General features: G+C 56.7%; 18 protein-coding genes and 1 pseudogene. 15 read left to right on the top strand and 4 right to left on the bottom strand.

Annotated elements, in window-relative coordinates; all coding sequences use genetic code 11:
- Positions 1-234 precede the first annotated feature (234 nt).
- From purL to glnB, 5 genes are all read left to right on the top strand, one after another.
- A complete protein-coding gene (gene purL, locus ACWYRJ_RS02050) occupies positions 235-4,122 on the top strand; it encodes a phosphoribosylformylglycinamidine synthase (protein ID WP_455507325.1) in 3,888 nt (1,295 codons plus the stop codon).
- Positions 4,123-4,658: 536 nt separating this feature from the next.
- A complete protein-coding gene (gene qseE, locus ACWYRJ_RS02045) occupies positions 4,659-6,086 on the top strand; it encodes a two component system sensor histidine kinase QseE/GlrK (protein ID WP_455507324.1) in 1,428 nt (475 codons plus the stop codon).
- Position 6,087: 1 nt separating this feature from the next.
- A complete protein-coding gene (qseG, locus tag ACWYRJ_RS02040) occupies positions 6,088-6,825 on the top strand; it encodes a two-component system QseEF-associated lipoprotein QseG (RefSeq protein WP_455507323.1) in 738 nt (245 codons plus the stop codon).
- Positions 6,812-8,149: a two-component system response regulator GlrR gene (gene glrR, locus ACWYRJ_RS02035; protein WP_021241871.1), complete on the top strand. Its 1,338-nt coding sequence runs from the start codon at positions 6,812-6,814 to the stop codon at positions 8,147-8,149. The genes qseG and glrR overlap by 14 nt, the downstream gene beginning before the upstream one ends.
- 80 nt (positions 8,150-8,229) lie before the next feature.
- A complete protein-coding gene (gene glnB, locus ACWYRJ_RS02030) occupies positions 8,230-8,568 on the top strand; it encodes a nitrogen regulatory protein P-II (RefSeq protein WP_003860685.1) in 339 nt (112 codons plus the stop codon).
- 73 nt (positions 8,569-8,641) lie between these two features.
- Here glnB and hmpA read toward each other — a convergent pair.
- Positions 8,642-9,824: pseudogene (gene hmpA / locus ACWYRJ_RS02025) on the bottom strand (NO-inducible flavohemoprotein).
- Between the two features lie 303 nt (positions 9,825-10,127).
- Here hmpA and glyA point away from each other — a divergent pair.
- On the top strand, positions 10,128-11,381 hold the full coding sequence (gene glyA, locus ACWYRJ_RS02020; protein ID WP_008502165.1) for a serine hydroxymethyltransferase: 1,254 nt from the start codon (positions 10,128-10,130) through the stop codon (positions 11,379-11,381).
- 54 nt (positions 11,382-11,435) lie between these two features.
- Here the strand turns inward: glyA and ACWYRJ_RS02015 are convergent, their stop codons facing one another.
- Positions 11,436-11,858, bottom strand: a complete 423-nt coding sequence (locus ACWYRJ_RS02015; protein WP_455507322.1) for a DoxX family protein — start codon at positions 11,856-11,858, stop codon at positions 11,436-11,438.
- A gap of 173 nt (positions 11,859-12,031) precedes the next feature.
- Between ACWYRJ_RS02015 and ACWYRJ_RS02010 the strand changes: the two genes are divergently transcribed.
- Positions 12,032-13,171, top strand: a complete 1,140-nt coding sequence (locus ACWYRJ_RS02010) for a 3-phenylpropionate MFS transporter (RefSeq protein WP_249576270.1) — start codon at positions 12,032-12,034, stop codon at positions 13,169-13,171.
- Here ACWYRJ_RS02010 and csiE read toward each other — a convergent pair whose 3' ends face one another.
- Positions 13,172-14,449 carry a stationary phase inducible protein CsiE gene (gene csiE, locus ACWYRJ_RS02005; protein ID WP_455507321.1) on the bottom strand — a complete coding sequence of 426 codons (1,278 nt, stop codon included), beginning with the start codon at positions 14,447-14,449 and terminating at the stop codon, positions 13,172-13,174.
- 125 nt (positions 14,450-14,574) lie between these two features.
- Between csiE and ACWYRJ_RS02000 the strand changes: the two genes are divergently transcribed.
- Complete coding sequence (locus ACWYRJ_RS02000) at positions 14,575-15,213, top strand: DUF1007 family protein (protein ID WP_194400148.1); 639 nt, start codon at positions 14,575-14,577, stop codon at positions 15,211-15,213.
- Positions 15,204-16,184, top strand: coding sequence for a nickel/cobalt transporter (locus ACWYRJ_RS01995; protein ID WP_455507320.1), 981 nt, complete (start codon positions 15,204-15,206; stop codon positions 16,182-16,184). The genes ACWYRJ_RS02000 and ACWYRJ_RS01995 overlap by 10 nt, the downstream gene beginning before the upstream one ends.
- Positions 16,185-16,224: 40 nt before the next feature.
- Here ACWYRJ_RS01995 and suhB read toward each other — a convergent pair whose 3' ends face one another.
- Positions 16,225-17,028, bottom strand: coding sequence for an inositol-1-monophosphatase (gene suhB, locus ACWYRJ_RS01990; RefSeq protein ID WP_003860668.1), 804 nt, complete (start codon positions 17,026-17,028; stop codon positions 16,225-16,227).
- A 131-nt stretch (positions 17,029-17,159) separates the two neighbouring features.
- Here suhB and trmJ point away from each other — a divergent pair, with 131 nt between their 5' ends.
- The 6 genes from trmJ to hscB all read left to right on the top strand — a co-directional run bounded on the left by trmJ (position 17,160) and on the right by hscB (position 21,271).
- Positions 17,160-17,885: a tRNA (cytosine(32)/uridine(32)-2'-O)-methyltransferase TrmJ gene (gene trmJ / locus ACWYRJ_RS01985; protein ID WP_111965142.1), complete on the top strand. Its 726-nt coding sequence runs from the start codon at positions 17,160-17,162 to the stop codon at positions 17,883-17,885.
- 216 nt (positions 17,886-18,101) lie between these two features.
- Positions 18,102-18,593: a Fe-S cluster assembly transcriptional regulator IscR gene (iscR, locus tag ACWYRJ_RS01980; protein ID WP_045399615.1), complete on the top strand. Its 492-nt coding sequence runs from the start codon at positions 18,102-18,104 to the stop codon at positions 18,591-18,593.
- 119 nt (positions 18,594-18,712) lie between these two features.
- A complete protein-coding gene (gene iscS / locus ACWYRJ_RS01975; RefSeq protein WP_455507319.1) occupies positions 18,713-19,927 on the top strand; it encodes a cysteine desulfurase in 1,215 nt (404 codons plus the stop codon).
- Between the two features lie 24 nt (positions 19,928-19,951).
- Positions 19,952-20,338, top strand: coding sequence for a Fe-S cluster assembly scaffold IscU (iscU, locus tag ACWYRJ_RS01970; protein WP_003860661.1), 387 nt, complete (start codon positions 19,952-19,954; stop codon positions 20,336-20,338).
- A 13-nt stretch (positions 20,339-20,351) separates the two neighbouring features.
- Positions 20,352-20,675 carry an iron-sulfur cluster assembly protein IscA gene (iscA, locus tag ACWYRJ_RS01965; RefSeq protein ID WP_003860659.1) on the top strand — a complete coding sequence of 108 codons (324 nt, stop codon included), beginning with the start codon at positions 20,352-20,354 and terminating at the stop codon, positions 20,673-20,675.
- 80 nt (positions 20,676-20,755) lie between these two features.
- Positions 20,756-21,271 carry a co-chaperone HscB gene (gene hscB, locus ACWYRJ_RS01960; protein ID WP_024908642.1) on the top strand — a complete coding sequence of 172 codons (516 nt, stop codon included), beginning with the start codon at positions 20,756-20,758 and terminating at the stop codon, positions 21,269-21,271.
- Positions 21,272-21,278: the final 7 nt, after the last annotated feature.

Raw genomic sequence — 21,278 nt, 5'->3', positions numbered from 1 at the left:
TTTGCTGTAGCCATGTTAATAATAAGGTTTGCCATTGAATGAGCGGCATTTTGCGTAAACTTGCGCCACTTGGCAACCAATTAGAGAGACAGGTCACATCTATTGTTAAACCTCTGGGCAAATTTTATTTCGACGCAAACGGTTTCGTCGGCGCTCAGGATTCTCTATAATGACGCCCGTTTTCCCCCCTTGCGCACACTGTAAGCGCCCCGGCGCTTCGAAGACGAGAGACTTATGATGGAAATTCTGCGTGGTTCGCCTGCACTGTCTGCCTTCCGTATCACTAAACTGCTGGCACGTTTTCAGGCGGCCGACCTTCCGGTAAGCAATATTTACGCTGAGTATGTCCATTTTGCTGACCTGAATGCCCCCCTGAATGCAGAGGAGCGCGTACAGCTGGAACGCCTGCTCAAGTATGGCCCAAGCCTCAGCAGCCATACGCCAACCGGCAAACTGATCCTTGCGACGCCGCGTCCGGGCACCATCTCCCCCTGGTCTTCCAAAGCCACCGACATCGCCCACAACTGTGGCCTGAGCCAGATTAACCGTCTGGAGCGCGGCGTGGCGTACTACGTGGAAGCCTCAACCCTGAGCGACGCGCAGTGGCAGGCGGTTGCGGCTGAGCTGCACGACCGCATGATGGAGAGCGTATTTGCCTCTCTCAATGACGCACAGAAGCTTTTCTCCCACCATCAGCCTGCGCCAGTACAGAGCGTGGACCTGCTAGGGCAGGGCCGTCAGGCGCTGATCGACGCCAACCTGCGTCTCGGCCTGGCGCTGGCAGAAGACGAAATCGACTACCTGCAGGATGCGTTCGTTAAGCTCAACCGTAACCCGAACGACATCGAACTTTACATGTTCGCGCAGGCTAACTCTGAGCACTGCCGCCATAAGATTTTCAACGCCGACTGGATTATTGACGGCGAACAGCAGCCGAAGTCGCTGTTCAAAATGATCAAAAACACCATGGAGCAAACCCCTGACCACGTGCTGTCTGCCTATAAAGACAATGCCGCGGTTATGGAAGGCTCCGAGGTGGGCCGCTTCTTCGCCGATCGCGAAGCAGGGCGCTATGACTTCCATCAGGAGCCCGCGCATATCCTGATGAAGGTTGAAACCCACAACCACCCGACGGCGATCTCCCCGTGGCCGGGTGCGGCTACCGGCTCCGGCGGTGAAATCCGTGACGAAGGGGCGACTGGTCGTGGTGCAAAACCAAAAGCGGGTCTGGTCGGTTTCGCCGTCTCCAACCTGCGTATCCCGGGCTTTGAACAGCCGTGGGAAGAAGATTTCGGCAAGCCAGAGCGCATTGTAACCGCCCTGGATATCATGACCGAAGGTCCGCTGGGCGGCGCGGCGTTTAACAACGAGTTTGGCCGTCCGGCGCTGAACGGTTACTTCCGTACCTATGAAGAGAAAGTGGACAGCCACAACGGCGAAGAGCTGCGCGGCTACCACAAACCGATCATGCTGGCAGGCGGGATCGGCAACATCCGTGCCGATCACGTGCAGAAAGGCGAGATCGTCGTCGGCGCGAAGCTGATCGTACTCGGCGGCCCGGCGATGAACATCGGTCTGGGCGGCGGTGCGGCCTCTTCGATGGCCTCCGGCCAGTCTGATGCGGATCTCGACTTCGCGTCCGTGCAGCGTGACAACCCTGAGATGGAGCGCCGCTGCCAGGAAGTGATCGACCGCTGCTGGCAGCTGGGTGATGCCAACCCAATCCTCTTCATCCACGACGTGGGCGCGGGCGGCTTGTCCAACGCCATGCCGGAGCTGGTGAGCGACGGCGGCCGCGGCGGTCGCTTCAACCTGCGCGACATCCTGAGCGATGAACCGGGCATGAGCCCGCTGGAAATTTGGTGTAACGAATCCCAGGAGCGCTACGTGCTGGCCGTTGCGGCGGACCAGCTGCCGCTGTTTGACGAGCTGTGCCGCCGCGAGCGCGCGCCGTATGCCGTCATCGGTGAAGCGACCGAAGAGCCGCATCTCTCCTTGAGCGATACACATTTCGACAACCAGCCGATCGATCTGCCGCTCGACGTCCTGCTCGGTAAAACGCCGAAGATGACCCGCGACGTGCAGACCCGCAAGGCTGCGGGAAAAGCGCTGGATCGCCAGGGCATCACCGTGGCAGAAGCGGTTAACCGCGTGCTGCACCTGCCTGCTGTGGCAGAGAAAACCTTCCTGGTGACCATCGGCGACCGTACCGTGACCGGTATGGTATCCCGCGACCAGATGGTCGGCCCTTGGCAGATCCCGGTGGCGAACTGCGCCGTGACCACTGCGAGCCTCGACAGCTACTACGGCGAAGCGATGGCGCTGGGCGAACGCACCCCGGTGGCGCTGCTGGATTTCGCCGCCTCTGCCCGTCTGGCGGTCGGTGAAGCGCTGACCAACATCGCCGCGACGCAGATTGGCGATATCAAACGTATCAAGCTCTCCGCAAACTGGATGGCCGCAGCCGGCCACCCGGGCGAAGATGCTGGCCTGTATGAAGCCGTGAAGGCGGTGGGTGAGGAGCTGTGTCCAGCACTCGGCCTGACCATTCCGGTGGGTAAAGACTCCATGTCGATGAAAACCCGCTGGCAGGAAGGTAACGAGCAGCGCGAGATGACCTCTCCACTGTCGCTGGTGATCACCGCGTTTGCCCGCGTGGAAGACGTGCGTCACACCGTTACGCCGCAGCTGGCGACTGAAGATAACGCCCTGCTGCTGATTGACCTGGGTAAAGGCCACAACGCGCTGGGCGCCACCGCGCTGGCGCAGGTTTACCGTCAGCTTGGCGATAAGCCAGCCGACGTGCGCGACGTGGCGCAGCTGAAAGGCTTCTACGACGCGATTCAGGCGCTGGTGGCGCAGCGTAAGCTGCTGGCCTACCATGACCGTTCCGACGGCGGCCTGCTGGTGACCCTGGCAGAGATGGCCTTCACCGGCCACTGTGGCGTGGAAGCCAACATCGCTACGCTTGGCGAAGACCGTCTGGCTGCGCTGTTCAACGAAGAGCTGGGCGCCGTGATTCAGGTGCGTGCAGCGGATCGCGATGCGGTTGAAGCGATTCTGGCGAAGCACGGTCTGGCAGACTGCGTCCACTATCTGGGTAAAGCCGTTCAGGGCGACCGCTTCGTCATTGAAGCAGACGGCCATGCGGTGTTCAGCGAAAGCCGAACCACGCTGCGCATGTGGTGGGCGGAAACCACCTGGCAGATGCAGCGCCTGCGTGATAACCCTGAATGTGCCGATCAGGAGCACAACGCGAAGGCCAATGACCAGGATCCAGGCCTGAACGTGAAGCTCTCCTTCGACATTAACGAAGACATCGCTGCGCCGTACATTGCGACCGGCGCGCGTCCAAAAGTGGCGGTGCTGCGCGAGCAGGGCGTTAACTCCCACGTTGAGATGGCTGCGGCCTTCCACCGCGCGGGCTTTGACGCTATCGACGTCCACATGAGCGATCTGCTGGCCGGACGTACCGGTCTGGAAGATTTCCAGGCGCTGGTGGCGTGCGGCGGCTTCTCCTACGGCGACGTGCTGGGCGCAGGCGAAGGCTGGGCGAAGTCCATCCTGTTTAACAGCCGCGTGCGCGACGAGTTCGAAACCTTCTTCCACCGTCCGCAGACCCTGGCGCTGGGCGTGTGTAACGGCTGCCAGATGATGTCTAACCTGCGTGAGCTGATCCCGGGCAGCGAAGCCTGGCCGCGCTTTGTGCGTAACCAGTCTGACCGCTTCGAAGCGCGCTTCAGCCTGGTGGAAGTGACCCAGAGCCCGTCTCTGCTGCTGCAGGGAATGGTCGGTTCACAGATGCCAATCGCCGTTTCCCACGGCGAAGGTCAGGTAGAAGTGCGTGATGCTGCGCATCTGGCTCAGCTGGAGAGCAAAGGCCTGGTGGCACTGCGCTTTGTCGATAACTTCGGCAAGGTCACGGAAACCTACCCGGCTAACCCGAACGGCTCCGCCAACGGTATTACGGCGGTGACCAGCGAAAGCGGTCGCGCGACCATCATGATGCCGCACCCGGAACGCGTGTTCCGCACCGTGAGCAACTCCTGGCACCCGGAAAACTGGGGCGAGGACAGCCCATGGATGCGCATTTTCCGCAATGCGCGTAAGCAATTGGGTTAAGTTTTAGTCCCACATCCTTCCAGGCCCGGTAAGCGAAAGCTCAACCGGGCTTTTTTTTATTTGTGTCGCATAATTGCGACAGACCGGCAACTTAAGTGTCTCCAAAAAGAGACATTTAAGTTATTGATTTATATATGGCAGGAAAGGTTTCCGTTAAGGTGTTGCTTAATAGCGACACTTAGCCTGAAAATCATTCAACCGATAATTAACAAGCTTAACGAGTAAAAGCTTTATATTTCAATATGTTAATATTTTGTTTTGCATTCTGGCACGGGTGTTGCATAATATTAACCAGTGGCTCATTCACCTTCTTATGTCAGCCCCTTCGGGAAGCGCTACATAAACTTCGAATGACGCACAAAAAGGTGCCTGCCGTCCAACTACTGATCATAGCGATGCTTTATCAGGCCAGGGCGAAACGTCGAGTTAGGCACCGCCTCATTCCATGACAAAGCCGGGTTTTTACCCGGCTTTGTTGTATCTGAAGGGCAGACTCAGTTACGCTCTGCGTAAACCCCCATTAAGAGAGTAATGCGTTGAAACGCTGGCCCGTTTTCCCCCGCTCCCTGCGGCAGCTCGTCATGATGGCCTTCCTGCTGATTCTGCTGCCGCTGCTGATCCTTGCCTGGCAGGCGTGGCAAAGTCTGAACGCGCTGAGCGCGCAGGCGGCATTGACCAACCGCACGACGCTCATTGACGCCAGACGCAGTGAAGCGATGACAAACGCCGCCCTGGAAATGGAGCGTAGCTATCGTCAGTATTGCGTGCTTGACGATCGAACGCTGGAAAAGGTTTATCAGAGTCAGCGCAAACGCTACAGCGAAATGCTGGACTCTCATGCGGGGGTTTTGCCTGACGACAGGCTGTATCAGGCGTTACGTCAGGATTTGAACGATCTCGCGCAGCTGCAATGCAGTACCCGCGGCCGGGTGGCGGCGGCCCCCCCACGCCTCGAAGCTTTTGCCAGTGCCAACACCGAGATGGTGCAGTCAACGCGTACGGTGATCTTCTCCCGCGGTCAGCAGCTTCAGCAGGAGATTGCCGAGCGCGGCCAGTTCTTCGGCTGGCAGGCGCTGGTGCTGTTCCTGGTGAGCCTCGGGCTGGTTCTGCTCTTTACCCGCATGATCATCGGCCCGGTGAAGGGGATCCAGCGGATGATCAACCGCCTGGGGGAGGGGAAATCGCTCGGGGATACGGTCGCCTTTAAAGGTCCTCGCGAGCTGCGATCCGTAGGCCAGCGCATTATCTGGCTGTCCGAGCGCCTGGCGTGGCTTGAATCACAGCGTCATCAGTTCCTGCGCCATATCTCCCATGAGCTTAAAACGCCGCTGGCCAGCATGCGCGAAGGGACGGAACTGCTGGCGGACGAAGTGGCTGGGCCGCTTACGCCCGAACAGAAAGAAATTGTCGAGATCCTGGATAACAGCAGCCGTAATCTACAGAAGCTGATTGAGCAACTGCTGGATTACAACCGCAAGCTGGCAGATGGGGCGGTCGTACTGGAAAACGTCGAGATTGAACCGCTGGTGGATATGGTGATATCCGCCCATAGCTTGCCAGCAAGAGCTAAAATGATGCATACCGGTGTAGAGCTGAATGCGCCGACCTGTCTCGCTGAACCCATGCTGTTAATGAGCGTGCTGGATAATCTTTATTCCAATGCGGTGCACTATGGTACTGAATCCGGTAACATTTATATCCGAAGCTATACGAAGAGTTCCCGGGTGTTTATCGACGTCGCTAACACCGGCACCCCGATCCCCGATGACGAAAAATCCATGATCTTCGAGCCCTTTTTCCAGGGGAGTCATCAGCGGAAAGGTGCGGTGAAAGGAAGCGGTCTGGGCTTGAGCATTGCCCGGGACTGCATACGACGCATGCAGGGTGAGCTAAACATTGCCACGGACGAACGTTCGGATGTTTGCTTCCGTATTGAACTGCCCCTGAGCCGGAAAAATCAATAAAATGAATCTATGTCTGGTGAGTATGTCACACGTTTTTTCCCGCGCCGTACGCGCGGTGTTTTCCCGCCGCACGCTTCGCCTGAGCCTGCCCTGTTTATTTCTGGCAGGGTGTGTTTCCCATGTGCCGCAAAGTGCCATTACTGATAAACAAGAAGATAAATGGCCCGATAACCAGCTGGCCGATTTCCTCTCGACCCGCTGCGAAGACATCTGGAACCTGTCAGGGCATGACGTCGAAAGCAACCCGCTGTTCTGGCTGCGTGGAATAGATTGCGCCCAGCGTCTGGCGCCGGTAGACGCCCGCTCGAAGGCGGCGATGCTGGATGACGACACCTGGCAGGACGCTTTCAAGCGCGGCATTTTGCTGGCTGATGCGAAAATTACCCCCGTTGAACGCCGCGTTAATGTAACCCGACTGGACACGTTTGTGGTCAATCTACCCGTACAGGTACGCCCGGTATACCAGCTCTGGCGCGATGGCCAGACGCTACAGCTTCAGCTTTCTGAAGAGCGCTCCCGCTACAGCAAGCTGCAACTGTCAACCGACAGCGAGCTTGATACGCTGCGTCAGCAGCAGCAACATTTACGTACCCAGCTGGATACCACGACGCGTAAGCTGGAGAACCTGACCGATATCGAAAGACAGCTCTCGTCGCGTAAATATCAGCCGGGGAGTTCATCCGCTGCGCCGGACAGCGATACGCCGAAACAAGAGGACGTGAAGCATGACGAGCCGTAAACCAGCCCATCTCTTACTGGTGGATGACGATCCCGGGCTATTAAAGCTGCTGGGGATGCGTCTGGTGAGTGAGGGCTACAGCGTCGTGACCGCGGAAAGCGGGCTGGAGGGGCTGAAAATTCTCAGCCGAGAGAAAATCGATCTGGTGATAAGCGACCTGCGGATGGATGAAATGGATGGCCTGCAGCTGTTCGCGGAGATCCAGAAGCAGCAGCCGGGTATGCCCGTAATTATCCTTACCGCGCACGGGTCGATCCCGGATGCGGTTGCCGCGACGCAGCAGGGAGTATTCAGCTTCCTGACCAAGCCGGTGGACAAAGACGCGCTTTATAAGGCTATCGACAGCGCGCTGGAACATGCCGCCCCGGCGGGGGATGAAGCGTGGCGGGAGTCTATCGTCACCCGCAGCCCCGTGATGCTGCGCCTGCTAGAGCAGGCGAGGATGGTGGCGCAGTCTGACGTCAGCGTGCTCATCAACGGCCAGAGCGGAACCGGGAAAGAGATCCTGGCGCAGGCGATCCATAACGCCAGCCCGCGCAGCAAGAACGCTTTTATTGCGATTAACTGTGGCGCGCTCCCGGAGCAGCTGCTTGAATCGGAACTGTTTGGTCACGCCCGAGGCGCATTCACCGGGGCGGTAAGCAGCCGGGAAGGGCTATTCCAGGCCGCGGAAGGCGGCACGCTGTTCCTGGACGAGATTGGTGACATGCCCGCGCCGCTGCAGGTCAAGCTGCTGCGCGTGCTGCAGGAGCGCAAAGTGCGCCCGCTGGGCAGCAACCGCGATATCGATATTAACGTGCGAATTATTTCGGCGACCCACCGCGATCTGCCAAAAGTGATGGCCCGCAACGAGTTTCGCGAAGATCTCTACTACCGTCTGAACGTGGTTAACCTGAAGATCCCTGCGCTTGCGGAACGTGCGGAAGACATTCCGCTGCTGGCGAACCATCTTTTGCGCCAGGCGGCCGACCGCCATAAACCGTTCGTGCGCGCGTTTTCCACCGATGCGATGAAGCGGCTGATGGCCGCAAGCTGGCCGGGTAACGTGCGTCAACTGGTGAACGTGATTGAGCAGTGCGTGGCGCTGACCTCGTCACCGGTGATCAGCGACGCGCTGGTGGAGCAGGCGCTGGAAGGGGAAAACACGGCTCTGCCGACGTTTGCAGAAGCGCGCAATCAGTTCGAACTGAACTATCTGCGTAAGCTATTGCAGATCACTAAAGGCAACGTGACCCACGCGGCGCGCATGGCCGGACGCAACCGCACCGAATTCTACAAGCTGCTGTCACGTCATGAGCTTGAAGCGAACGATTTTAAAGAGTAGTACCGCAAAATTCGCTTGAATATGATACTGTGAGCAATCGATTACGAGGCAGCTTACAGGCAAGAGTTTAAGGACCCACCATGAAAAAGATTGATGCGATTATTAAACCTTTCAAACTGGATGATGTGCGTGAAGCGCTGGCGGAAGTCGGCATCACCGGGATGACCGTGACGGAAGTGAAAGGTTTTGGTCGTCAGAAGGGCCACACCGAGCTTTACCGTGGCGCAGAGTACATGGTCGACTTTCTGCCGAAAGTAAAAATTGAAATCGTGGTCAGCGACGATATCGTCGATACCTGTGTGGACACCATTATCCGCACGGCGCAGACCGGCAAGATTGGCGACGGTAAAATCTTCGTCTTTGACGTGGCGCGCGTGATCCGTATCCGTACCGGCGAAGAAGACGACGCGGCGATTTAAATATTTTCCAGGCCGGGTAAGGCGCAGCCGCCATCCGACGAAAAAAAGCCCCTCAAACGAGGGGCTTTTTGCATTACAGCACCTTATGCGGGCCGAAGCATTCGTAATGAATGTTGTCCTTGTTCACGCCCAGCTCAACCAGCTGCTTCGCGGCATACTGCATAAACGCCACCGGTCCACAGACGTAGAACTGCGTCTCCGGTGCGCTGAACGCACCTTCATGCTGGCGTAAATCCATCAACCCTTCACTGTCAAATTGCGCGATCCGCTTCCGTCGGCAGGCGATACCAGGTGTGCGCGGTGAAACGCGGCAGGGAGGCCCCGAGCGTTTTCACTTCATCTGCAAAAGCGTGCACGTCGCCGTTCTCGGCCGCATGGAACCAGTTAACCTGCGCCCCGTGGTGTGATCTTGCCAGCGTATCAAGCATCGCCAGCATCGGCGTTTGGCCGACGCCCGCAGAGATCAGCGTGACCGGCGTATTGGTGTCAACGGCCATAAAGAAATCGCCCGCCGGCGCGGCCAGATGCACCACGTCGCCCACGTTAGCTTCGTTGTGCAGCCAGCTGGAAACCTGACCGCCGTCCTCACGCTTCACCGCAATGCGGTAGCCTTTGCCGTTTGGCTTGCGGGTAAGGGAATACTGGCGGATCTCCTGATGCGGGAATCCTTCAGGCTTCAGCCACACGCCCAGATACTGCCCTGGCTGGTAATCGGCCACCGGTTGACCGTCCACCGGCTCAAACTCGAAGCTGGTGATTAATGCGCTGCACGGCGTTTTCTCAACGATGCGGAACGCGCGCGTGCCTTTCCAGCCGCCGTTCTTGCTGGCGTTTTCGCTGTAGATCTGCGCTTCACGGTTGATAAACACGTTTGCCAGCACCCCGTAGGCTTTACCCCACGCGTCCAGCACCTCCTGGCCCGGGCTGAACATCTCGTCCAGGGTTGCCAGCAGGTGTCCGCCCACGATGTTGTACTGTTCAGGTTGGATCTGGAAGCTGGTATGTTTCTGCGCGATTTTTTCCACCGCAGGCAGCAATGCTGGAAGGTTTTCAATATTGCTGGCGTAGGCCGCGATGGCGTTGAACAGCGCTTCACGCTGATCGCCGTTACGCTGGTTGCTCATGTTGAAAATTTCTTTGAGCTCCGGGTTGTGCGTGAACATGCGATCGTAGAAATGGGCGGTGAGTTTAGGGCCGGTTTCCACCAGCAGGGGAATGGTGGCCTTTACGGTAGCGATGGTTTGAGCGTCGAGCATAGCTGCTTCCTTCCGATGTGACTTTAATGATGTATTTTAAATGCATCTTATAAAAATACCCCTGCGTTGTAAATGGTTCTTTGCAAGATGAAAAATATGCATCACAAACCTGAAAAGAAATCCGCTGGAAAGGGCGAGAGCTTTATTCCTCAAACCCTTGCGTGGCGGGTAGGAAAACGTTTGCGTAAAATCGTTTGTCAAGACCTGTTATCACAGAACTAATCAGTTATACTGTTGCCCGTCGTCCAACAGGACTGCCTTTTCAGGCCAAAATTTACTTGTTAGCTGAGTCAGGAGATGCGGATGTTAAAGCGTGAAATGAACATTGCCGATTATGATGCCGAACTGTGGCAGGCTATGGAGCAGGAAAAAGTACGTCAGGAAGAGCACATCGAACTGATCGCCTCCGAAAACTACACCAGCCCGCGCGTTATGCAGGCGCAGGGTTCTCAGCTGACCAACAAATACGCTGAAGGTTACCCGGGCAAACGCTATTACGGCGGTTGCGAGTATGTTGATATCGTTGAGCAGCTGGCTATCGACCGTGCGAAAGAACTTTTTGGCGCTGACTACGCAAACGTGCAGCCGCACTCTGGCTCTCAGGCTAACTTCGCGGTCTACACTGCGCTGCTGCAGCCGGGCGATACCGTTCTGGGTATGAACCTGGCGCAGGGCGGCCACCTGACTCACGGCTCCCCGGTTAACTTCTCCGGCAAACTGTACAACATCATCCCTTACGGTATTGATGAGTCCGGTAAAATTGACTACGAAGACATGGCGAAGCAGGCTAAAGAGCACAAGCCGAAGATGATCATCGGTGGCTTCTCTGCTTACTCCGGTATCGTTGACTGGGCAAAAATGCGTGAAATCGCAGACAGCATCGGTGCTTACCTGTTCGTTGACATGGCGCACGTTGCGGGTCTGATCGCCGCAGGCGTTTACCCGAACCCGGTTCCACACGCTCACGTTGTGACCACCACCACCCACAAAACCCTGGCGGGTCCACGCGGTGGCCTGATCCTGGCGAAAGGCGGTGACGAAGAGCTGTACAAAAAACTGAACTCCGCGGTGTTCCCAAGCGCGCAGGGTGGCCCATTGATGCACGTTATCGCGGCAAAAGCGGTTGCGCTGAAAGAAGCGATGGAGCCAGAGTTCAAGGTTTACCAGCAGCAGGTTGCTAAGAACGCCAAAGCGATGGTGGAAGTGTTCCTGAACCGTGGCTACAAAGTGGTATCCGGCGGGACTGAAAACCACCTGTTCCTGCTGGATCTGGTTGATAAGAACCTGACCGGTAAAGAAGCTGACGCTGCCCTGGGCCGCGCCAACATCACCGTGAACAAAAACAGCGTGCCAAACGATCCGAAGAGCCCGTTCGTGACCTCCGGTATTCGTATCGGTTCTCCGGCCGTAACTCGCCGCGGCTTTAAAGAAGCGGAAGTGAAAGAGCTGGCTGGCTGGATGTGTGACGTTCTGGACAACATCAATGACGAAGCGGTTATCGAGCGCGTCAAAGGTAAAGTTCTGGATATCTGCGCACGCTTCCCGGTCTACGCATAATTCCTCTGCCCTGCAGAAATAAAAAAGGCCGCGCTTGCGGCCTTTTTTTATGGCTTAACGCCGGTCCAGGGAAATAGCCCCCGGCCCAACAATGGCCAGCAAAATAAAGGCGCCAGCAATACTGACGTTCTTATAGAAGTTAATCATATTCGACACGACCGCATCACCGGTCATATCCCAGTAATGGTGACCGATAATCGCCGTGCCCAGGGTATAGAACACAAACAGTACCGCGAGAGGACGGGTGAAAAAGCCCAGTACGATCAGAATGGCGGCAGGCACTTCCATCACTACCGCAATAATGGCCGCCAGCATGGGCATCGGCGTTCCCAGCGAGGTCATGTATTGTACGGTGCCGCTAAACCCCGTCAGTTTTGGATAACCAAAGATAATAAACAGCACGACAAGTGCGATGCGGCCAATGAGCAGCAGCAGGTGACGTGACTGGCCGAAATCGAGATAACGTAGTGAGTTCATGGCAGAAAAACCTCTGCAAGTGGAGTAATTTAAACGTAATACATATTTTCATTCCCTGCCATAAGCCAGACGATTACACAAGATGTTAAATTTTCGTTAATTTATAGCAGGCTATCTACTTGCTTAATTCTTATATTCTCGCCAGACTATGGCCTCGATTTCGGGAGGGATTCATGGTCTTGCATTCCACGCGCTGGCTGGCGCTCAGTTATTTCACCTATTTCTTTAGCTACGGCATTTTTCTGCCTTTCTGGAGCGTCTGGCTTAAGGGTATCGGCCTGACGCCCGAGACCATCGGTGTCCTGCTCGGGGCCGGGCTGGTGGCGCGTTTCCTCGGCAGCCTGCTTATCGCCCCGCGCGTCAGCGATCCCTCCTTACTGATCAAGGCCGTGCGCATTCTTGCTCTGCTGACGCTGGTCTTTGTTGCCTGCTTCTGGGTCAGCCACCAGTTTGCCTGGCTGATGGTGGTGATGGTCGGCTTTAACCTGTTCTTCTCGCCGCTGGTACCGCTGACGGATGCCCTGGCGAACACCTGGCAAAAGCAGATCACCATGGACTATGGACGCGTGCGCCTGTGGGGCTCTATCGCCTTTGTGATTGGCTCTGCGCTGGTGGGGAAACTGGTCAGCCTTTACGATTACCGCGCCATTCTTGCCCTGCTGAGTATCGGTATTGCCTCGATGCTGCTGGGCATGCTGCTGCGACCGTCGGTGATGCCGCAAGGGGAAAGTCGCCATCAGGAGAGCGCGGGCTGGCCCGCGTGGCAGAGCCTGGTTGCACAGAGCTGGCGTTTTCTGGCGTGTGTCTGTCTGCTTCAGGGGGCACATGCGGCGTACTATGGCTTCAGCGCCATCTACTGGCAGGGAGCGGGATATTCTGCTTCTGCAGTGGGCTATCTGTGGTCGCTGGGCGTAGTGGCTGAAGTCATTATCTTTGCCCTGAGCAAAAAACTGTTCCGTCGCTTTGGCGCGCGTGACCTGCTGCTGCTTTCCGCCGTGTGCGGCGTGGCGCGCTGGGGGATTATGGGCTGGACGACCGATCTGCCGTGGCTGATTGTGGCGCAAATTCTTCACTGCGGTACCTTTACCGTGTGCCATCTGGCGGCCATGCGCTATATCGCAGCGCGCGAGGGCGGAGACGTTATTCGTCTGCAGGCCGTCTATTCTGCGGTAGCCATGGGGGGCAGTATCGCGATCATGACGGTCTTTGCGGGGTTCCTTTACCAGCACCTGGGGCATGGCGTGTTCTGGGTAATGGCGCTGGTGGCGCTACCGGCAATGTTTGTTCGACCGAAAGTGGCCGCACGCGCGTAACTACGATTCCAGCATGGCGCGAATATGTTCTTGCTGCTGCGCGTTTAATGTCTCAACGGCATGAATCAGCGGTGGCGAGAACAGCGGCAGGGCCGTAGGGTAGGGGGTGATAACCAGCGCGGCTTCGCGCGGTGCCCCCTCTTTCTGGAAAGCCTGTAGCGTCAGATAGCGAATGTTGAGCGGCAGCAGCGTCAGCTCGCGAAGCTGCTGTTCAATCAGGTCCTCACTGGCTTTATCGTCTCCCGTCAGCAGGATCACCTGTTTTTCGTGCAGATCGGTCTCCTGCATCAGCCAGGCACCGAAAATCACAGCCACCAGACTCATCTCTTCATCGGAAAAACGCAGCCCAAACTCCGCTTCCAGCTCAAACAGCGCTTCCTTCGTGGTGCGTAACAGCCGGGGATAGAGACGGTGGATCTCCTCCGGCAGGCTATTGTCGATGCCGATCTCAAACAGCGAGCGGTCCAGCGCCTGAGCAAGGTGGATATACAGCTGATCGGTGAGCCCTTGCTCATCGCTGAAGTTCATCCCGGTCTGCGAGCGAAAGCGGGCGACCATGCGTACGATGGCCCGGCGCAAACGCTGATCCTGCTGGTGTTTATCGAGCACCGGGTCGGGCGTGCGGAGCATCATAAACAGCAGCGCCAGAAACAGCTGTTCATCCCCGTGGGCACCCTGCGGGACGCGCCGTCTCCAGTGGCGCACGATCTCCTGCGCTGTAAAATACTCCCCTCTTGACTGGGTCCAGCTGCGCTGAACGTGAGAAAACTGCGGCGTATTCCCGAGCTGGTGCTGAATAAGGCAGTATTGCAGATAGAGCTGTAAAAACTGGACGTCGCGGCATTCAAACTGGCGCTGCAGCTTGCGAGAGCAGAAGCCGATCAGCGCCTGCAGGTTCGCATCGTCATAAAGCGGACGCGCGATGCCGTGTTGTTTAAGCGCGGTTTTTAATGCGGGGGTAAACTGGTGCGAGACAAACTGCGGGCAAATCCGCAGCGCCCGGCGCAGCCAGTGCAGCAGGCATAAACGCTGATTCAGGGCTGTACCTTCAATCCGGTAGCTGCCGTCGTGGTGCGTGACGATATCCAGCCGGTGATAGCGCTGGATTTCATCGCGCGTCTCGGCTATATCTTGCCGTGCCATCGCGTCGTCCACGCCGTTGGCAGCAATTATGCTCTGTGCGGTGACGGCAGCATCGGGCAGGTAAAGCATCAAAAGCACCTGGCAGCGGCGCTGCGAACTGGAAAGCACAGATGGAATTTCAAGCGTCGTCATCATCTGTCGGGTATCCAGTGTGAATGTTTGATAAGAATAGCTAAAGGATGAACGCTGAAAAGCGCGCCGGCAGGCCTTTCATTCAGGATTGCTGGGGAACATCACAGAATTTTTGACGTGAGGAATTGATGCAAACAGTTAAACAAAGTGCGATGGCGTTATTTTTGGCGGTTATCAGCTTCACCGCCAGCGCACACCCTCACAGTTTTATTGACCTCCAGACCGAGCTAGTCACCGACGGCACGCAGCTCAGCGGCCTGAAAATGCGCTGGACGATGGATGAAATCACCTCGGCCGATCTGCTCTATGATGCGGGAAATGCGAAGCCCGGTGATGAAATCTGGAAAAAGCTGGCGGCAGAAGTGATGGCCAACGTGCTCGGCCAGCACTATTTCACCGAGTTCTGGCATAACGGGCAAAAGGTCAAATTTCTGAACCGACCCACGGAATACGGGATGACGCGCGAAGGGCACCAGGCGGTGCTGACGTTCGTGCTCCCGCTGGCGCACCCTCAGCCGCTGGCGGGGCAAACGTATCGCTTTTCCACCTTTGACCCTACCTATTATGTCGACATGCGCTATGACAAAGACAGCGACGTGCGGCTGCCGGACGCGCTGCAAAAAAGCTGCAAAATCGGCGTTCATACCCCGAAGCCCAGCGAAGAGACGCTGAACTTTGCGGTCTCTCTCGACAAGGAAGATGCCCCGCCTGAGGACATGGAATTGGGTAAACAGTTCGCGCAGGAGGTGACGTTACAATGTCAGTGATCTCTTCTCCGGTTCGAAAACAGCGCCGCTGGCTGCACCTCTGGCCGCTGGCGATCTTTTTGCTGTTCGCCGTTTGCGGTGCGATGTGGCTTTGGCAGGCCTGGCCGCAGGTCATGATGAAAAGCATTATCTGGCAGCGTGAGGTCAACCAGCAGATGAGCGGTCTGCTGAAGGCGGTGGCGGAGAATCCGACAAAGGCGGGCGGTTCCCTGCTGGCGTTCAGCTTTATCTATGGCGTGCTGCACGCGCTGGGGGCGGGGCACGGCAAAATTGTCATCACAACCTGGCTCGCCACGCATCCGTCAAAGCTGAAATCAAGTATCGGCCTGACGCTGGCCTCCTCGCTGCTTCAGGGCGGCGTGGCGATTGCGCTGGTCGTGGTCGTCCTTTCGCTGTTACAGCTTCCCGCGCGCCAGCTGCACATGAGCAGCTTCTGGCTGGAGAAGGGGAGCTACGCGCTGGTGGGCGTGCTGGGGCTGATCCTGTGCTGGCGGGCGCTGAAAAAGCTGCGCGCGCTGCTGCGAAAGCCAACGTTCAAATCCTTTACGCCGCACCACGTTCATGATGAACACTGCGGCTGCGGGCATCAGCATTTGCCCACGCAAGAACAGTTGCAGAACGGCGACGACTGGCGTGCGCGGCTGATGATTGTTCTCTCGATGGGTATGCGCCCGTGCTCGGGTGCCATCATGGTGCTGCTTTTCAGTAAGGTGATTGGCGTGTTCGGCTGGGGCATGCTGTCCGCGCTGGCGATGGCGGCAGGAACCTCTCTCACTATTTCGTCTTTAGCGCTGCTGGTACACAGCTTCCGTCAGCTGGCGGTCAAACTCAGCGGCAATAAAACGCCGGTGCTGTGGCGACAGGTAGGGTGGACCACGCTTGCGCTGGCGGGCGGGGTCATTCTGTTGGTGGCGGCGGTAACCATGTGGATGAGTGCGGTGCCGGTGGGAAGGGGATTACGGCCGTTTTAGTTGGGATCCCCTCTCCCACAGGGAGAGGGGATTACCGGGATTAACGCTTCAGCGCATCGCTCAGTTCATCACGCATGTTGGCCAGCATGGCTTTAACAACGCGTGGGTTACCCGCAACGATGTTGCCGGTAGACATATAGTTATGGCCGCCGGTGAAGTCGCACACAATGGCGCCTGCTTCACGCGCGATCAGCTCGCCCGCAGCAAAATCCCATGGCTTCAGTGAGAGTTCGAAGTAACCGTCAACGCGGCCGGTTGCCACGTAGGCCAGATCCAGCGCAGCAGAACCGGTGCGACGGAAGTCCGCGCATTCGGTGAACAGTTTGCCCAGGATATTCATGTAGGTGGTCGCGTGCTGTTTCGCCTTGAACGGGAAACCGGTCGCCAGAATGGTGCCGTCCAGATCGCGTGCGTTGCTGCAGCGCAGACGGTAGCCGTTCAGCTGTGCGCCCTGACCGCGGGTCGCGGTGAACAGTTCGTTACGCATTGGATCATACACAACGGCGACTTCAGTACGGCCTTTAATGCGTACTGCGATAGACACAGAGAAGTGTGGCAGGCGTTTAACGAAGTTGGTGGTGCCATCCAGTGGATCGATAACCCATTGAACATCCTGATCGGTACCTTCATGTTCACCGCTTTCTTCGGTGATGATGGTGTGCTGTGGGTAAGATTTGCGGATCGTTTCGATAATAATCGCTTCTGCGGCTTTATCGACGTTAGTCACGAAATCATTGCTGCCTTTCTGGCTGGTTTCTACGGAGTCTGGCGTTTCGTAGTGTTTGGCAATTACATTACCCGCCTTGCGCGCTGCGCGCACGGCGATGGTCAGCATCGGATGCATCGGTCTCTCTCACTGGATGTTAAAGAACAGGAAAATCGGCGCAGAGTATAGCAGCGGGATCGGATTATGTCTCCCGTTTATGATAATATGCCCGAATATTCTTCAGACACTGAATTCAGACATTAAAAATTATGCTGCAAAACATTCGAATTGTGCTGGTCGAAACATCGCATACCGGCAACATGGGCTCCGTTGCCCGCGCTATGAAAACCATGGGCTTAACGAACCTGTGGCTGGTTAACCCGCTGGTGAAGCCTGACTCTCAGGCGATTGCTCTGGCGGCCGGTGCCAGCGACGTAATCGGCAATGCCCAGATCGTCGATACCCTTGACGAAGCGCTGGCCGGCTGCAGCCTCGTTGTCGGTACCAGCGCGCGTTCACGCACGCTGCCGTGGCCAATGCTCGATCCGCGTGAATGCGGCCTGAAAAGTGTCTCGGAAGCAGCACAGGCACCGGTTGCGCTGGTGTTTGGCCGCGAGCGCGTAGGCTTGACTAACGACGAGCTGCAGAAGTGTCATTATCACGTCGCGATTGCGGCAAACCCGGAGTACAGCTCGCTAAACCTGGCGATGGCGGTGCAGGTTATCGCTTACGAAGTACGAATGGCGTGGCTGGCGACGCAGGAGAAAGAGGTCGAGCCAAAAGAAGAGACGGCTTACCCGCTGGTGGATGACCTTGAGCGCTTCTACGGTCATCTGGAGCAGACGCTGCTCTCAACCGGCTTTATTCGCGAAGGCCACCCGGGGCAGGTGATGAACAAGCTGCGCCGTCTGTTTACCCGCGCGCGTCCGGAAAGTCAGGAGCTGAACATCCTGCGCGGGATTCTTGCGTCGATTGAGCAGAAGAATAAAGAGTAGTGTCGATTTCCTCCTCTCCCTGTGGGAGAAGGGCGGGGTGAGGGCATCAGCCCGCACCTGGGTTATGAAGGCACAGAAGGTTAAATACCTGACTAAAACAGTCAAGTAAATAGTTGACCATTTTAGTCAGGAATGTCAGACTTGGCCCTGCTATGCAATACCCCCATTTTACAATAAAAAACCCCGGGCAGGGGCGAGTTTGAGGTTAAGTAAGACATGAGACTGACATCTAAAGGGCGTTATGCCGTGACCGCGATGCTGGACGTTGCGCTCAACTCCGAAGCGGGCCCGGTTCCGTTGGCTGATATTTCTGAACGACAAGGGATCTCCCTCTCTTACCTGGAACAGCTGTTCTCCAGACTGCGTAAAAATGGACTGGTTTCCAGCGTTCGTGGCCCAGGCGGCGGTTATCTGCTGGGTAAAGACGCGGGCAGTATTGCAGTTGGCGAAGTGATCAGCGCAGTTGACGAATCCGTTGACGCGACCCGTTGCCAGGGTAAAGGCGGCTGCCAGGGCGGCGATAAGTGCCTGACCCACGCGCTGTGGCGCGATCTGAGCGACCGTTTGACCGGCTTCCTCAACAACATCACCCTCGGTGAGCTGGTGAATAACCAGGAAGTTCTGGACGTATCGGGCCGTCAGCACGGCCATGATTCCCAACGCAGCACCCGCGCGCAGGACGCTATCGACGTCAAACTGCGCGCGTAATAAAACGATAAGTATTTCAGAATCAGGCCGGGGCGAAGACTCGCCCCGTGTACTCGGTCGTACATCCAGCCGGTTGCCTGATTCCTTGCATTGAAGCGATGTACGGAGTTTATAGAGCAATGAAATTACCGATTTATCTCGACTACTCCGCAACCACGCCGGTGGACCCGCGTGTTGCCGAGAAAATGATGCAGTGTCTGACCCTGGACGGAAACTTTGGTAACCCAGCTTCCCGTTCACACCGTTTTGGCTGGCATGCTGAAGAGGCGGTTGATATCGCCCGTAATCAGATTGCTGACCTGGTCGGTGCCGACCCGCGTGAAATTGTTTTCACCTCCGGCGCGACCGAATCCGACAACCTGGCGATCAAAGGTGCAGCCAACTTTTATCAGAAAAAAGGCAAGCACATCATCACCAGCAAAACCGAACACAAAGCCGTGCTGGACACCTGTCGTCAGCTGGAGCGTGAAGGGTACGAAGTCACCTATCTGGCGCCACAGAGCAACGGCATTATCGATCTGAAAGAGCTCGAAGCGGCCATGCGTGATGACACCATTCTGGTCTCCATCATGCACGTTAACAACGAAATCGGCGTCGTGCAGGACATCGCGACCATCGGCGAAATGTGCCGCGCGCGCGGTATCATCTATCATGTGGACGCGACTCAGAGCGTGGGCAAACTGCCTATCGACCTGAGCCAGCTGAAAGTGGACCTGATGTCCTTCTCCGGCCACAAAATCTATGGTCCGAAAGGGATCGGCGCGCTGTACGTTCGTCGTAAACCACGTATCCGCATCGAAGCACAGATGCACGGCGGCGGTCACGAGCGCGGCATGCGTTCCGGTACGCTGCCTGTTCATCAGATCGTGGGCATGGGCGAAGCCTACCGCATTGCAAAAGAAGAGATGGAAACCGAGATGGCACACCTGCGCACGCTGCGTAACCGTCTGTGGGATGGCGTGAAAGATATGGAAGAAGTGTATCTGAACGGCGATCTCGAGCAGGGCGCACCGAACATCCTCAACGTCAGCTTCAACTATGTTGAAGGCGAATCGCTGATCATGGCGCTGAAAGACCTGGCGGTTTCTTCCGGTTCTGCCTGTACCTCTGCAAGCCTTGAGCCATCCTACGTGCTGCGTGCGCTGGGTATGACTGACGAGCTGGCACACAGTTCTATCCGTTTCTCTTTAGGTCGTTTCACTACCGAAGAAGAGATTGACTACACCATCAAGCTGGTTCGCAACTCCATTGGCCGTCTGCGCGACCTTTCTCCACTGTGGGAAATGTTCAAGCAGGGCGTGGATCTGAACAGCATTGAATGGTCACATCACTAATCGGTACATAAGGAGAATTCAATCATGGCATACAGCGAAAAAGTCATCGATCATTACGAAAACCCACGCAACGTTGGCTCTTTTGACAACAGCGACGAATCTGTTGGAAGCGGCATGGTCGGTGCGCCAGCGTGTGGCGACGTGATGAAGTTGCAGATTAAAGTCAACAATGAAGGTATCATTGAAGACGCGCGCTTCAAGACCTACGGCTGCGGTTCTGCAATTGCGTCCAGCTCCCTGGTTACCGAATGGGTTAAGGGCAAGTCTCTGGACGAAGCACAGGCAATTAAGAACACGGATATTGCTGAAGAACTCGAACTGCCACCGGTGAAAATTCACTGTTCAATTCTGGCAGAAGACGCGATCAAAGCCGCCATTGCGGATTACAAAAGCAAACGTGAAGCAAAATAATTGAGGTTTGAGTATGTCGATTACCCTTAGCGACAGCGCTGCCGCGCGAGTAAGCTCTTTTCTGGCGAACCGTGGTAAAGGCTTTGGCCTGCGACTGGGCGTACGTACCTCCGGCTGTTCTGGTATGGCTTACGTACTGGAGTTTGTTGACGAACCGGCGTCTGACGACACCGTGTTTGAAGACAAGGGCGTGAAGGTGGTGGTCGATGGCAAAAGCCTGCAATTCCTCAACGGCACTCAGCTGGACTTCGTTAAAGAAGGCCTGAACGAAGGGTTCAAGTTCACGAACCCGAACGTCAAAGACGAGTGTGGTTGCGGCGAAAGCTTCCACGTTTAACCGCGCGTCATCCGAAACCCCACCGTGGCGTTACCCGCTGCGCGTGGGGTTTGTTCTAACAGGCTACCCCTGAGATTGTTATGGATTACTTCACTCTCTTCGGACTACCCGCTCAATACCCGATCGATCTCCAGGCGTTGACGATCCGTTTTCAGGATCTGCAGCGTCAGTACCATCCGGACAAATTCGCGAGCGGTACTCAGGCAGAGCAGCTGGCTGCGGTTTCCCACTCTGCCACCATCAACCAGGCCTGGCAGACGCTGCGCCACCCGCTGGCGCGCGCTGAATATCTGCTCTCGCTCCACGGTTTTGATCTGGCGAGCGAACAGCACACCGTGCGCGACACGGCGTTTCTGATGGAGCAGCTGGAGCTTCGCGAAGAGCTCGATGAGATTGAACAGGCCAAAGACGAAGCGCGTCTGGAAAGCTTTATCACGCGCGTGAAGGGCATGTTCGATACCCGTCATCAGCAGATGGTGGAGCAACTGAACAACGAGACCTGGGATGTGGCGGCAGACACTGTGCGCAAACTCCGTTTTCTCGATAAACTGCGAAGCAGTGCTGAACAACTCGAAGAAAAGCTGCTCGATTTTTAATTTCGGA

This window comes from Enterobacter sp., assembly GCF_977039595.1.
Note: the sequence above shows the minus strand (reverse complement) of the source record. Positions and strands in the feature narration are given on the sequence as shown.

Excerpts from the sequence above, each read along its gene's own strand:
- glnB (WP_003860685.1), top strand. The coding sequence starts at position 8,230 with ATGAAAAAGATTGATGCGATTATTAAACCTTTCAAACTGGATGATGTG.
- iscS (WP_455507319.1), top strand. The coding sequence starts at position 18,713 with ATGAAATTACCGATTTATCTCGACTACTCCGCAACCACGCCGGTGGAC.
- ACWYRJ_RS02010 (WP_249576270.1), top strand. The coding sequence starts at position 12,032 with ATGGTCTTGCATTCCACGCGCTGGCTGGCGCTCAGTTATTTCACCTAT.
- suhB (WP_003860668.1), bottom strand. The coding sequence starts at position 17,028 with ATGCATCCGATGCTGACCATCGCCGTGCGCGCAGCGCGCAAGGCGGGT.
- iscA (WP_003860659.1), top strand. The coding sequence starts at position 20,352 with ATGTCGATTACCCTTAGCGACAGCGCTGCCGCGCGAGTAAGCTCTTTT.
- hscB (WP_024908642.1), top strand. The coding sequence starts at position 20,756 with ATGGATTACTTCACTCTCTTCGGACTACCCGCTCAATACCCGATCGAT.
- glyA (WP_008502165.1), top strand. The coding sequence starts at position 10,128 with ATGTTAAAGCGTGAAATGAACATTGCCGATTATGATGCCGAACTGTGG.
- iscR (WP_045399615.1), top strand. The coding sequence starts at position 18,102 with ATGAGACTGACATCTAAAGGGCGTTATGCCGTGACCGCGATGCTGGAC.
- iscU (WP_003860661.1), top strand. The coding sequence starts at position 19,952 with ATGGCATACAGCGAAAAAGTCATCGATCATTACGAAAACCCACGCAAC.
- qseG (WP_455507323.1), top strand. The coding sequence starts at position 6,088 with ATGAATCTATGTCTGGTGAGTATGTCACACGTTTTTTCCCGCGCCGTA.
- glrR (WP_021241871.1), top strand. The coding sequence starts at position 6,812 with ATGACGAGCCGTAAACCAGCCCATCTCTTACTGGTGGATGACGATCCC.
- trmJ (WP_111965142.1), top strand. The coding sequence starts at position 17,160 with ATGCTGCAAAACATTCGAATTGTGCTGGTCGAAACATCGCATACCGGC.
- ACWYRJ_RS02015 (WP_455507322.1), bottom strand. The coding sequence starts at position 11,858 with ATGAACTCACTACGTTATCTCGATTTCGGCCAGTCACGTCACCTGCTG.
- ACWYRJ_RS02000 (WP_194400148.1), top strand. The coding sequence starts at position 14,575 with ATGCAAACAGTTAAACAAAGTGCGATGGCGTTATTTTTGGCGGTTATC.
- ACWYRJ_RS01995 (WP_455507320.1), top strand. The coding sequence starts at position 15,204 with ATGTCAGTGATCTCTTCTCCGGTTCGAAAACAGCGCCGCTGGCTGCAC.
- csiE (WP_455507321.1), bottom strand. The coding sequence starts at position 14,449 with ATGATGACGACGCTTGAAATTCCATCTGTGCTTTCCAGTTCGCAGCGC.
- purL (WP_455507325.1), top strand. The coding sequence starts at position 235 with ATGATGGAAATTCTGCGTGGTTCGCCTGCACTGTCTGCCTTCCGTATC.